The organism is Flavobacterium sp. HTF, from assembly GCF_003105115.1.
Classification (GTDB): Bacteria; Bacteroidota; Bacteroidia; order Flavobacteriales; family Flavobacteriaceae; genus Flavobacterium.
Map to the genome: position 1 here is coordinate 20,498 of NZ_QETH01000049.1, position 12,534 is coordinate 33,031.

Annotated in this window: 14 protein-coding genes; 11 read left to right on the forward strand and 3 right to left on the reverse strand. The window is 34.7% G+C overall.

Annotated elements, in window-relative coordinates:
* Window positions 1–95: 95 nt before the first annotated feature.
* On the reverse strand, window positions 96–2,279 hold the full coding sequence (locus DCO46_RS14540; protein WP_116753240.1) for an OmpA family protein: 2,184 nt from the start codon (window positions 2,277–2,279) through the stop codon (window positions 96–98).
* 159 nt (window positions 2,280–2,438) lie between these two features.
* Between DCO46_RS14540 and DCO46_RS14545 the strand changes: the two genes are divergently transcribed.
* The 11 genes from DCO46_RS14545 to DCO46_RS14595 all read left to right on the forward strand — a co-directional run bounded on the left by DCO46_RS14545 (window position 2,439) and on the right by DCO46_RS14595 (window position 8,883).
* Entirely contained in the window at window positions 2,439–2,912 is a 474-nt protein-coding gene (locus DCO46_RS14545; protein WP_116753241.1) for a Dps family protein, read from the forward strand.
* A 96-nt stretch (window positions 2,913–3,008) separates the two neighbouring features.
* Complete coding sequence (locus DCO46_RS14550) at window positions 3,009–3,194, forward strand: CsbD family protein (RefSeq protein WP_116753242.1); 186 nt, start codon at window positions 3,009–3,011, stop codon at window positions 3,192–3,194.
* Window positions 3,195–3,353: 159 nt separating this feature from the next.
* A complete protein-coding gene (locus DCO46_RS14555) occupies window positions 3,354–3,905 on the forward strand; it encodes a helix-turn-helix domain-containing protein (protein WP_116753243.1) in 552 nt (183 codons plus the stop codon).
* 20 nt (window positions 3,906–3,925) lie between these two features.
* Complete coding sequence (locus DCO46_RS14560) at window positions 3,926–4,375, forward strand: response regulator (RefSeq protein ID WP_116753244.1); 450 nt, start codon at window positions 3,926–3,928, stop codon at window positions 4,373–4,375.
* Window positions 4,376–4,385: 10 nt separating this feature from the next.
* Entirely contained in the window at window positions 4,386–6,170 is a 1,785-nt protein-coding gene (locus DCO46_RS14565) for a CHASE3 domain-containing protein (RefSeq protein WP_116753245.1), read from the forward strand.
* A 134-nt stretch (window positions 6,171–6,304) separates the two neighbouring features.
* Window positions 6,305–6,871, forward strand: coding sequence for a DUF4142 domain-containing protein (locus tag DCO46_RS14570; protein WP_116753246.1), 567 nt, complete (start codon window positions 6,305–6,307; stop codon window positions 6,869–6,871).
* A gap of 39 nt (window positions 6,872–6,910) precedes the next feature.
* A complete protein-coding gene (locus tag DCO46_RS14575) occupies window positions 6,911–7,555 on the forward strand; it encodes a porin family protein (protein ID WP_116753247.1) in 645 nt (214 codons plus the stop codon).
* Window positions 7,556–7,589: 34 nt separating this feature from the next.
* Entirely contained in the window at window positions 7,590–7,742 is a 153-nt protein-coding gene (locus DCO46_RS14580) for a lmo0937 family membrane protein (RefSeq protein WP_116753248.1), read from the forward strand.
* 50 nt (window positions 7,743–7,792) lie between these two features.
* Window positions 7,793–8,077 carry a YtxH domain-containing protein gene (locus DCO46_RS14585; protein WP_116753249.1) on the forward strand — a complete coding sequence of 95 codons (285 nt, stop codon included), beginning with the start codon at window positions 7,793–7,795 and terminating at the stop codon, window positions 8,075–8,077.
* A gap of 34 nt (window positions 8,078–8,111) precedes the next feature.
* Window positions 8,112–8,477, forward strand: coding sequence for a hypothetical protein (locus tag DCO46_RS14590; RefSeq protein ID WP_116753250.1), 366 nt, complete (start codon window positions 8,112–8,114; stop codon window positions 8,475–8,477).
* Between the two features lie 25 nt (window positions 8,478–8,502).
* Window positions 8,503–8,883, forward strand: coding sequence for a hypothetical protein (locus DCO46_RS14595; protein ID WP_116753251.1), 381 nt, complete (start codon window positions 8,503–8,505; stop codon window positions 8,881–8,883).
* Between the two features lie 418 nt (window positions 8,884–9,301).
* Here DCO46_RS14595 and DCO46_RS14600 read toward each other — a convergent pair whose 3' ends face one another.
* Window positions 9,302–10,624 carry a DUF5723 family protein gene (locus DCO46_RS14600; RefSeq protein WP_116753252.1) on the reverse strand — a complete coding sequence of 441 codons (1,323 nt, stop codon included), beginning with the start codon at window positions 10,622–10,624 and terminating at the stop codon, window positions 9,302–9,304.
* Window positions 10,625–10,911: 287 nt separating this feature from the next.
* A complete protein-coding gene (prfA, locus tag DCO46_RS14605; RefSeq protein WP_116753253.1) occupies window positions 10,912–11,988 on the reverse strand; it encodes a peptide chain release factor 1 in 1,077 nt (358 codons plus the stop codon).
* Window positions 11,989–12,534 lie beyond the last annotated feature (546 nt).

The following is a 12,534-nucleotide window of genomic DNA, read 5'->3' on the forward strand; positions in this document are numbered from 1 at the left end:
CTTCCCGATTAGAAGTGGTTCTTTTTTAGAAGTATGCAAAAATAAAAAAAGCCACTCAATAAAGAATGGCTTTTTGGTATTATATTCAATTCTGCTTACAAATTACCTAAGTAAACAATTTCTGTTCTTCTGTTTTCTGCTCTTCCTGCCGCAGTTTTGTTTGATTTTACCGGTTTTGTAGCACCAAATCCCTGAGAACTTAAATTCGCAGGATTTACACCTTTTTCAATCAAAAGATCCATGATCACTTTTGCTCTGGCTTCGGATAATTTCTGGTTTGCTTTTGCATTTCCTACGTTATCCGTGTGACCGTTGATGGCAAATTTTGCATTTGGATAATTTTTCAAAATCTCTTTAATTGCGTCTAATCTTCCGGATGTTTCTCCTTTTTTAGCATCATTTAAAGTTGCTTTTCCTGTGGTAAAAAAGATCGATTTTGCTTCTACTTTTAATTGCTCTAATGTTGCTTTAGAAACTTTTGGACAACCCTGGTTATCTGCAGGACCGGCGATTAAAGGGCATGCATCATCTTTATCCAAAACACCGTCTTTGTCTGCATCCAGATTCGGGCATCCTTTGTTTTCAGGCAATCCGGCTTCATTAGGGCAGGCATCATCTTTGTCTAAAATACCGTCATTATCTGTATCCGGCCAAGGGCAGCCTTTATTTTCTACCGGACCTGCTACTGCAGGACAAGCATCTACATTGTCCAGTAATGTATCTCCGTCTGAATCTGTCCATGGACAGCCTTTGTTTTCTTTTGGACCTTTCACTTCCGGACAGGCATCATCTTTATCCAACACTTTGTCTCCGTCTGTATCCGGCCATGGACAACCCTGGTTTTCTGCCGGACCTGCTACTTTTCTGCACGCATCTTCCTTGTCAATAACTCCGTCTCCGTCAGTATCTTTAAATTTCTTTTCATACACCGGAATTTTCATTCCCAAATGAAAATCAGCTCCTTTTGATTCTTTAGAAACCAAATTACTCACAACAGAGCCTGAACCAATAAAGAACACTCCTACTCTAATTCCTGAACCTACCTGCATTCCGCTGTATTCCATCCAGGTCAAAGGCATATAATAACTAAACCATCTGCTTTCGTAACGCGGTGTCAGAGAGACTCTGTCTGCGATTCCGTAGCCGTTGATTTTATTGGCAGAAACCATATTAATGTCTCCGTTAAGGTTCAAATAGAATTTTCTGTACATGTTCCAGTCTACATCAGCATGCAGTGCTGTTGGCAAATTTGTCTTTGCTCCTTTTGATGTTGACGTTTTGGTGTAATGTTCGTTTAAGAAATCATACAGATTATCTGCATCATCGATCATTTGCTGTGTTACAAAACCATTTACATTGTACGTATCCTGTTTTGCATTTTTATAATCGATAGAACCTATATCTGTAACCGATACTCCGAAACGCAATTTGTATTTGTTTAAATCCCTGAAATTATTGTCTGCAGGTTTTGCTTTGTCTAAATCATAATCGGCATAATCCGGTCTCCATTCGTAAACAAGTCCGAAATCAAAACCAAAGCCTCTTGATTTAGGATCAAAATCATAATCTTCATTTGCTTCAAAATCCTGACTTGCACCAACGGTGATTTCTCCGCTTGACATCAAAACGCCCTGACTTGGGTCTATTGTATTTTCAACGTACGTTACGTTTACATCTTTTCCTCTAACATATCCGTTTACACCACCCTGAAGATATTTTGCTGTTAAACCTCCTTTCAAGAAGTGCTGGTCTTTCTGATATAAAACAGCAGCATAGGAAATACCCAGTTCTCCCCATGTATTTGAAGATCCGTTTGCATTTCCGGCGTTAAAATTAAAGTCACTTGACTGATCCAGTCCGTCTTTTACCTGGTCAATAAGATATCCGTTTATGTTTCTTACGTTACTTACAGATCTTGCTCTTGTAAAAACAGCAATGGTATGTTTCGGAGCAATATTAAACATAAATGATGGTCCCATAATGTCAAAATTGGCAAGACCATTATTGGCATTTGACGGTGTTCTTTTAGCATCACGGTCAAGATCGTATCCGTCTTTGTACACATCAAAAAGACGAACTCCGTACAAATCGTTTTGTACAGACCCGCTGACTGAAAATAAATTGATATCGGTTTTAAAACGGGAATCGGCTATAGAAGCCGGGTTAAAAAGTACACTTTGTACACCTGCGTAATTATCATGAAAATAACCTGAATAAGATTGGGCTTTTACACTAACAGAGGCAGTTAAGATTAATAAAAAGAGTAAAAATTTTTTCATTCAAATAGGGGTTTTAGTTTTAGTTGGCGGCAAAACTACAACAAAACATTTAGTCAGGCGTTAACAAAACATTGAATTCATGTAACATCTGCAATTAATTATGTAAGAAATAAAACTTGGCACTTATATATTTTTGAATTGAACCCTTAATACAGGATTATGAGCCCAAATATTGGAATTAGCACCAAAAATTTAAAAAAAAGTGCGAACATATTAGCCACGATTTTATCTAACGAAATGACATTGTATGTAAAAACCAGAAAATTTCACTGGAATATTTCAGGAAACAGTTTTATGGAATTGCATAAATTATTTGAAGACCAATACCGAATTCTGGAAAGCAATATTGATGAGGTTGCGGAACGCATTAGCCAGTTGGGAGAAAAAACCATCGGAACAATGAAAGAGTTTATAGACAATTCTACATTAAAGGAATCTCCTAAAGAATATGCTTCGCAGAAAAATATGTTACTGGAGCTTTTAGAAAACCATGAACAGCTGGTAACCGAATTCAGGGAATATATCCCGGCACTTGAGAATGAAAATCACGATATAGGTTCTGCTGATTTTATTACAGGATTATTGCAGCAGCATGAAAAAATGGCCTGGATCCTGCGCCGCTATCAGGCCTAAATGTGAATTATAGAACATTCCAAAAAATTAATGTAACAGGAAAATTAGTATTTAATTGCAATTTTACACTATATAAAAATCGTAAAATAAAATATCATGAATACTACAGAGATAAAAGGAAACTGGAATGAGTTGAAAGGGAAACTGAAACAAAAGTATGCCGATCTTACGGATGATGATCTAATGTATGCTGAAGGAAAAGAGGACGAAATGTATGGAAAACTTCAACAGAAATTAGGAAAAACCAAAGAAGAGTTTAATCAGTTGTTATCAGATTTGTAAACCCTTTTGACCCAATGAAAATACCGTCTAAATTTTATGCTTAGACGGTATTTTTTTGAATACGTCAAATGAATAAATTCTTAAAATATTATCTTAATAAATATATAACCCGTCCATAACCAAAAAAAAATTAATTATCTTTAACCCTATTTTTATCCTATGAAACTATTTATAAAGTTCGATATTAACACCATTTGTTCCCTTTTTTTGAAAGAAAAACTGGAGGAGCAAAAAATTAATTTTACTACATTAGGTTTTGGTGAAATTGAATTAGATGAGAATCTTGATGTTGAAGGACTTGAAAGTTTAAAGAGCAAGCTGGGTCCGTTTGGTTTTGAAGTCGTAGAAAATCAAAAAAGTGTTTTAGTTCAGAAAATTAAAGATGCCATTATCGAACTTGTTTACATGGACGATAATAACAACTTTAAGAGTTCTGTTTTTTTGGCTGAGAAATTAAATCACAGTTATGGCTATTTATCGAATGTTTTTTCGGAAGTAACCTATTCTTCGATTGAAAATTTCATTATCTTACAGAAAATAGAAAGGGCTAAACAATTAATGTTGGTTAACGAGATGAGTCTTACCGAGATTGCTTTTTTACTGAATTACTCCAGTGTTGCCCACTTGAGTACACAGTTTAAAAACACAACCGGTATCACGCCATCGGCTTTCCAGAGGATTATTAAAAAGAGAAGAGAGAATTTAAAATAAATCTAATACCACTATAATCAATGCAAAAAAACGCATTACACATTTTACTCGCTGATGACGATGAAGATGACAGACTTTTTTTTAAAGATGCCTTTGAAGAAGTAAGGGTTCAGACGAAAGTACAATTTGTTCATGACGGTCTTCAACTTATGGAATACCTTATGGCTCCTGATGTCAACCTACCCGACATTCTGTTTCTGGATTTAAATATGCCGAAAAAAACCGGTAAAGAATGTTTAATCGAAATCAAAAAAACCGAGCATCTTAAAAATATAATTATTGCCATATATTCTACTTCATCTTCTGAAGAGGATATTGAAGATACCTTTATTGAAGGGGCCAATATTTATATAAAAAAACCAAGTGATTTTAATACACTAAAGAAAATAATTAATGAAGTCGTTACTTTAAATTGGCACTATCACACTTCCGGCCTTAACCGTGATAATTTTCTGTTGCGCCTAAAATAAAAGCATTTCCATGAAATGGATACCCCGGTTTAATTCTTCTAACTCGTTAAGAGTTATATTTGTAATTGCAGTTTTTATTCTGTTATTTCTTTCCTCAATTGCTTACAAACACAACCAGGACTTAAACGAATCCAGCAAGTTGGTAATGCATACGTATGAAATAAACATACAGTTGGAGCGGCTGATGTCGGCGATAAAAGATGCCGAAACAGGCCAGCGTGGTTATATCATTACACGAAACAACCGCTTTCTTTCACCTTATGTTTATTCGCGCGACAAGGTAAACACTTCATTTATTACATTAAAAAAGCTTACCGCAGACAATCCGAAGCAACAGGAAAACCTGCGAAAATTATTCAAATTAATTATTCAGCGTTTTACTTCGTTCGAAAATTGCCTTAAATATAGCGACCCAAAAACATATGATAAGAGAAAACTCGATAATCATATGTTTGGTGGTCGGGTTTTAATGGATAACATTCGTTTTCAGGTTGATAAAATGAACGATATCGAAAAGGCTTACCTGCAAAGAAGGTTAAAGATATATGATGAGGAAATTTCTTTAAGTCCAGTTTTCTCGATTTCTTTATTTCTTACCGCACTTACTTTTATCATATTATCCTACAGACAGATCAGCAGGGATATTAAACGCCTGACAGTCTTCAATAAAAAACTTCTTATTTCTTCCCGATTAATGTCGGAGTCTGAAACCATTGGTAAGTTCAGCACCTGGCAATGGGATCTGGATACGCAAAAAATTGATTATTCAGAAAATCAATACCGATTACTGGGCGTATGGCCAAATAGTTTTGTACCCGAAAAAAAGACTTTTTTAGATTTTGTACACCCCGATGACAAAGAAGCTGTTGCCGAATCTATGGAAGGCATCTTAAATAAAAAGCAGTTACCTTTTATATATTATAAAGTGTTGCGTCCCGACAATGAAATCCGGTATTTTAAATCTACCGGAAAATTACTGACCGATCAGCAAGGCAGCAATATCTTATTAGGAATTAACTTTGACATCACAGACGAACATTTATTAAATATAGAACTTAAGGAACGTAATGCCGAGTTAGAAGCAAGCAATAAAGAACTGGCTTCTTTTAACCACGTGGCAAGTCATGATTTGCAGGAACCTTTGAGAAAGATCCAGACTTTTATCTCCAGGGTTTCAGATGCTGATAAGGCGGTTTTGTCTGACAGTGCCAAAGACTATATATATAAGATAGAAGTATCGGCCAAAAGAATGCGCGTACTTATAGATGATTTGCTTTTGTTTTCAAGAACCAATACTACCAAGAAAGAATTCTTAAAATCAAATCTGAATGAGTTGCTTGAAAATGCCAAATCTGAACTAACAGAAATAATAGACGAAAAAAAAGCAGTCATTACCGCTTCAAAATTGCCAAAGCTTTCTGTAATTCCGTATCAGATCGAACAGCTTTTTATAAACCTGATCGGAAATTCCTTAAAATACAATCAGCAGGATGTTATACCTGAAATTAATATTGACAGTGAAAAAGTAAATTCAGATCAGTTTCCTGAATTGCTGGATCAGAATATTAAGAAATTCTACAAGATTACTTTTACCGATAACGGAATGGGATTTGACCCACAATTTAAAGAAACTATTTTTGTACTTTTTCAACGCTTACATTCCAAAACAGACTACCCTGGTACCGGAATAGGTTTAGCCATCTGCAAAAAAATTGTTGAGAACCACAAAGGTGTGATAATGGCAGAAAGCACGCCGGATGAAGGCTCTGTCTTTACTGTTTTCCTTCCTGAATAAATCCTACAAAAGATTACATAAAAAACGTTATATAAATCCATAATGGGAATTATATAACGTTTCTTTTTTATGCTGTAAAGCAAAATATTCATTTCGTTAGCATCTTTGTAATGTAATACTTTATGAAGTAATTGATGACAGCAAAACGCAAAGTAAAAGCATTTTTTTTAAGGGTCTTTTTTTTACTGGTTATAATAATGTACACATCGTGCCAAAAAAATAATCCTATAGAAACATCCTTCAAAAATGAAGTTTTTATAAAAAGTGACAAAGAACATACTGAAGCTTATTTTTTAACTGCGACGGCAGGAATAAGTAAGTCTGTAATTTCTAAAAGTCAGGTTGCTCAGCAAAAAAGTTCAGAAAGTAGTATAAAGGAAATAAGTAGAAAGCTTGAAAATCAACAGAATCTTTTGTTACTCGATGTAACAAAAATGGCCAACAGCAGGCTTGTAATTGTTACCGATATAGAGACCATAAATAAACAGGATTTATACGATTTAATTGATAAAGACAAAACAAATTTTGACAAAGCTTATCTCGATTCGGTTATAGAATCACTTGAGGCTCAGATTAAGTTGTTTGAATCAATTTCGAAAGACACAAATGATAAAATGATTTTAAAGTTAGTATTACAGTATTTGCCGACAGATTACCAGTTTCTAAGAGAAACAAAACAAATTAAAGAACAAATTTATTAAATGCCCGTAAAGCCCATTATTAACTAAATTATTAAGATTATGAAAATTCAATCAAATTTTTTATTCGCCTTAACACTATTTTTAACAGCTTCTTTCGGAATGCTACACGCTCAAAATGGAAATGTTACCACTGAGTTTGGTGTAAAAGGAGGTTTCAACATGTCAAACCTATATCAAAATGACGCAGACGACAACAATGTTTTATACGGTTTTAATGCCGGTGTATATGCCACGTTGCCAATAGCTGATAACATTGCAATTCAGCCAGAGCTTTTATTTACTACAAAAGGAGCAGAATTAGAATATAACAATGAATTATTTCAGGGAAATGCAAAATTCAAATTAAACTATATCGAACTTCCATTATTAGTTAGAGTAAATATTACTAAAAACTTTAATCTTCAGGCCGGTGGTTACGCATCTTACTTAGTAAGTTCTAAAGTAACAGGAGACGGAGATATCGAATTTGAAGAAGATATTGATACTGATGACTTAAACAAATTTGACGCTGGTATAGCTGCAGGTGTTGGACTTGATTTCAGCCCGATTAGTGTAGGAGTACGTTATAACTACGGTTTAACAAAAGTGGGTAAAGAAAGAAATGATGGTTTTGGAGGTACTTATACATTCCCGGACGCAAAAAACAGCAACTTAACTGTTTATTTATCATATAAACTAAACTAAGAAAATTAATTATTAACCATAAATAATAAAGACCATGTCAAATTTATTATATACAATCGCAGTAATACTGGTTATTCTGTGGGCCCTTGGGTTCTTCGTTTATAGCCTTGGAAGTATTATCCACATATTATTAGTAATTGCCATTATCGCAATTTTGTTCAGACTTATCAAAGGTCGCGAAATTTAAAAACAACAATTAATTAAATAAATTTTATTAATCCATTAAATCAAATTATTATGAAAGCAAGTAGCACATTATTAGGAATTTTAGGAGCCGCAGCAGCGGGAGCATTTTTAGGAGTATTGTTCGCACCGGACAAAGGTTCAAACACAAGAAAAAAAATCTCAGATAAATCAAAAGATTACGGAGATAACCTAAAAAATAAAGTAGATGGTATTATCAGCACAATTACTTCAAACGGTAAAGATATTATCGAAGAAGGAAAAGCAAAATTCAATGCTGCAAAAGAGGACTTCAATGCTATTAAAGATGAAGCAAAAACTGTAAAAACGAACTATTAATAAGTGACCTTTTTAAACCATAAAATACCTTATCATGGAAACAAATGCAACAACAAATGAGAACCTTAATCTTTATGAAAAAGCAGAAAATTATACAAAAACGAGTTTAGAATTAATTAAACTCAAAACAATTTCAGCTGCTGCTGACGCTTTGTCAACAGTAACATCTAGAATAGCGGTCGGAGCTGTTGTTGCATTTTTTACATTGTTTCTTAATATCGGTCTTAGTTTATGGATTGGAAAAGAACTTGGAGAGTATTATTACGGTTTTTTTATAATGGCTTTATTCTATCTGATTGTAGCCATAGTGATGCACAAAACGCAGCACAAATTAATTAAAACTCCCATTGGAAATATGATTGTTTCCAGTATTTTAAAAGAAACTAAAAAAGAAAATTAACCCTGATTTAAAGTAATAAGCAGTTATGGAAACTATTTATAATATTGAGACATTAAATCAGAGGATTCAGTTACTGGAAAATCGACAGGATGAGGAATGGTGCGCAATAAAGGATGAAATCGATGATATCAAAGAGAATCTGAAACCTCTTAACCTTATTCGCAACACGATTGAGGAAATCAACGAAACTGTCGGCTTTAAAGGCAATATAGCACAATCTGCGATAAGTATCGGAATTGGCTATCTCGCAAAAAGATTTGTAGTAGGAAAAACCGATTCAACTGTTAAAAACATTTTCGGAACTCTGTTACAACTTGTAGTAACCAAATTAGTTTCTAAAAAAGAAGATCCTTCAGATGATGATGAACATGAAGAATCTAAACAATATGAACCATCACGAGAGTAATTGTTAACTATAAATAAATGTATTATGGAAAAGTTTAGCGAAATAGTATTAAAAAATGGTGTTCACATTTACTCCAATCTATATAAATATTTTGAATTTACAAGAGTTTTTCTCGGTATCTAGCTCGTTTATACGTTCTGCTATAACAATAAATAACGGTTAAGCAGCTAATACTTCACTATAAATTCTAATTTTTATAATTAGAGACCTTATAAGGAAAAAGCAAAGTCTACTTTTATAAAGTGAACTTTGCTTTTTTGTTTTTGGAATGTTTTAGTAATTAGTACTTAGTAATTAGTCCTTAGTAATTAGTCTTATTATCTGGTACTTAGTCTAAGCATTTGGTGTTCAGCGCTCAAATCTCAAAACCTCAACATCTCAGCACCTTAGAACCTCAGCCCCTCAGCCCCTCAGAAACCTAGTGCAATATCGGAATCTTAAGCTCTGCATAAAGATTAAGCGCTTTAGAATCGTTTGAAACGAAATTCGAAACAAAAGTCCCCGAACCGATAAATAGCGGGCCGGCCCTGAAACCAACTCCTACCTGCGTTCCGCTGTATTCAATCCAGGTAACGGGAAGGTAAAAACTAAACTGTCTCACTTCATATCTTGGCGTAAACGTAACCGAATTTGGAAGCGCCGTTGCGTTTACCTTTTTCGCATCTACCAATCCGAAATCGCTGCTTAGATTCAGGTAAAACATATTGTTGATGTTCCAGTCAAAATTGGTGTGCGCCATTGTTGGCAAATTGGCTTTTACCCCTTTTGCAGACGCAATTTTTGTATAATTGGAGTCAAAAAAATCAAAGATATCATCGGCATTGTCAATATCATCCTGAGTCACATTTCCCGTCAGGTTATAGGTGTTTTCGACAACGTTTTTATAATTGAGTTTCCCGATATCGGTTACAGAAGCCGCTACCCTGAATTTGTACCGGTTCCCGGCGCAGTTATGGCAGTTGGTTCGGTATTCGTAGGTTAAACCCAGATCGATCCCCACGCCTGCCGACGCCGCATCAAACTTTGCATCCTCTCCGTTTTGATAATCGTAGCTTGCAGCGGTTTTTATCGTCCCTGACGAATAATATTCGCTCAGAGCAGGAATAGTTTCATTTTTATTAAAAACTACATTTATATCCCTTCCGTTGACATAACCGTTTACACCCGCCATTAAATATTTGAAGGTAATTCCCCCTTTTATAAAATGCATATCGCGATCCAGCAAAACAGTGGCATAACTCGCTCCAATCTCTGCCCACGAATTCGTAACAGCATTCGGGTTTCCGCCTGCAATCAAAAAACTGTCCGATTCCTCAATATCTTTATTGACCTGATCAACGAGTTCGCCGTTTATACCGACAAAATTGGTCACGCTTCGCACGCGCGAAAAAAGAGCCACACTATGTTTAGGCGCAATTTCGATCATAAACGAAGGGCCTAAAACATCAATATTAAAGTTCCCCTTATTGTCTGCCTTAAAATGTTTGTTAGCGTCATTCTCCAGGCTATAACCGCCGTCTAACACTCTGATAAAATTTACCCCGTACAAATCATTTTGTCCGGTGGCACTAACTGACGAAATAATAATCTCGGCTTTGTATTTTGATTCTACAATCGCAGACGGATTAAATAACAAGCCCTGAATTCCGGCAAAATTATCATCCCTGTATCCAAAATACGATTGTCCTCTGGCGTAAAAAAAGCTCCCTAATAAGAAGCATAAAAGTAAAGTTCTCTTCATAAATTAGTTGTAATTGGTTGATTAGCTGTGTCAATATCAAACAAAAAAACCAAAAAAAAAACTTAACCGGAAGATATGTGGGTTAAGTCTTTTTTTAAAGACACTAAGAGGCTAAGATGCTAAGGGACTAAGCTTTATAAAAAAATATAACTAATCTTACTTCATATAAAAATTGCGTAGTATTGTACTTAATTTAAAACAAAAAAACCGGACAAAGTCCGGTTTTATGTTTATAAAAAGTCTAAGAAAAAAAACTTAGAACCTTAGCATCTTAGTGCCTCAGAACCTTAGTAAATTTCCGACGCTTCCTTCAATTTCTCCATATTGTTTACCAATTGTAACTCGGCAACAATTTTCTGGATATCACCATTCATGATGTTTCCTAAATCGTAAAGTGTTAAACCAACTCTGTGATCCGTTACACGACCCTGAGCGTAGTTGTACGTACGAATTTTAGCCGAACGGTCGCCAGAACTTACCTGAGATGTACGTTTTGTAGCATCTTCGGCTTCTTTTTTGGCCAATTCCTGTTCGTATAAACGGGAACGTAATACGTTCAAAGCCTTATCTTTATTTTTGTGCTGCGATTTCTGATCCTGACATTGCGCCACCAGTCCGGTTGGAATGTGCGTTAAACGTACAGCCGATTTCGTCGTATTTACCGATTGTCCTCCAGGTCCAGACGAACAGAAGAAATCTACACGAACATCGTTCATATCGATCTGTACATCAAACTCTTCTGCTTCCGGCAAAACCATAACAGTAGCAGCCGATGTATGCACACGACCCTGTGTTTCGGTCTGCGGAACACGCTGTACACGGTGAACACCCGCTTCAAATTTCAACGTACCATATACATCTTCTCCCGAAACCTCAAAGATTACCTCTTTGAAACCTCCCGAAGTTCCTTCGTTCATATCTACAACAGAAGTTCTCCACCCCATGCCTTCGCAATATTTGGTGTACATTCTGAATAAGTCACCTGCAAAAATACTCGCTTCATCTCCACCCGTTCCCGCGCGAATCTCCACCATTACGTTTTTAGCATCTTCAGGATCTTTAGGAATCAACATAAATTTGATTTCCTCCTCAAGTTCCGGCAAACGTTCTTTTGCTTCATCCAGTTGCATTTTGGCCATTTCAACCATATCTGCATCGCTTCCGTCGGCAATAATTTCGTTTGCTTCGTCAATATTTGCTAAAACAAGAATGTATTCTTCTCTTTTGTCAACCAAAGCTTTTATGCTTTTATATTCCTGGTTGAGCAGTACATAACGTTTTTGATCAGCAATAACATCCGGCTGAATAATCAAATCCGAAATCTCATCAAAACGCTGCTTTACATATTGAAGTCTATCTAACATTTTCTAATTCCTTTTATTGGACTGCAAAATTACAAAAATTTTGTGGAAAATTCTATCAATAAGTTTTTGAGTTTTTTAGGCAGAATTTTGAGTCTTTTTCTTTTCACAAATCAGGTGTTTTTACGTGGTGGTAAATTTAAATTTAATACGATGTTTGTTTTTTATTTAAAACTTAGTTCTAAATAAATATCTCTTTTTTATCCATCATATAATTCATACTTTAACAATATGGAACAAAGCACACTAAAATTTTTACGTCTATTAATTCCTGGAATAATTATATTTATAATTGGATATTATTTTATACAAATATTTACCATTAAAAAATTAGATTGTTTTTTCTTTTCATCTTTTTCTTTTCCCTTTTTATTCTCTCTTTCTATATTTTCTTTTTCCCTCACATTTAATATTCGCTATATAATAACTAATTTCACTCATAATCATATTTTCCTCAATCTAAATTCAATTTTCTTTATTTTTTTTACTTTTATTTTTTTTCCCCCTCTCTTTCTTTCTCTTTTTTTTTTTTACATATTTATTATTTTT

Coding starts and splice junctions, on each gene's coding strand:
- DCO46_RS14540 (WP_116753240.1), bottom strand. CDS start 2,279: ATGAAAAAATTTTTACTCTTTTTATTAATCTTAACTGCCTCTGTTAGT.
- DCO46_RS14545 (WP_116753241.1), top strand. CDS start 2,439: ATGAGCCCAAATATTGGAATTAGCACCAAAAATTTAAAAAAAAGTGCG.
- DCO46_RS14550 (WP_116753242.1), top strand. CDS start 3,009: ATGAATACTACAGAGATAAAAGGAAACTGGAATGAGTTGAAAGGGAAA.
- DCO46_RS14555 (WP_116753243.1), top strand. CDS start 3,354: ATGAAACTATTTATAAAGTTCGATATTAACACCATTTGTTCCCTTTTT.
- DCO46_RS14560 (WP_116753244.1), top strand. CDS start 3,926: ATGCAAAAAAACGCATTACACATTTTACTCGCTGATGACGATGAAGAT.
- DCO46_RS14565 (WP_116753245.1), top strand. CDS start 4,386: ATGAAATGGATACCCCGGTTTAATTCTTCTAACTCGTTAAGAGTTATA.
- DCO46_RS14570 (WP_116753246.1), top strand. CDS start 6,305: ATGACAGCAAAACGCAAAGTAAAAGCATTTTTTTTAAGGGTCTTTTTT.
- DCO46_RS14575 (WP_116753247.1), top strand. CDS start 6,911: ATGAAAATTCAATCAAATTTTTTATTCGCCTTAACACTATTTTTAACA.
- DCO46_RS14580 (WP_116753248.1), top strand. CDS start 7,590: ATGTCAAATTTATTATATACAATCGCAGTAATACTGGTTATTCTGTGG.
- DCO46_RS14585 (WP_116753249.1), top strand. CDS start 7,793: ATGAAAGCAAGTAGCACATTATTAGGAATTTTAGGAGCCGCAGCAGCG.
- DCO46_RS14590 (WP_116753250.1), top strand. CDS start 8,112: ATGGAAACAAATGCAACAACAAATGAGAACCTTAATCTTTATGAAAAA.
- DCO46_RS14595 (WP_116753251.1), top strand. CDS start 8,503: ATGGAAACTATTTATAATATTGAGACATTAAATCAGAGGATTCAGTTA.
- DCO46_RS14600 (WP_116753252.1), bottom strand. CDS start 10,624: ATGAAGAGAACTTTACTTTTATGCTTCTTATTAGGGAGCTTTTTTTAC.
- prfA (WP_116753253.1), bottom strand. CDS start 11,988: ATGTTAGATAGACTTCAATATGTAAAGCAGCGTTTTGATGAGATTTCG.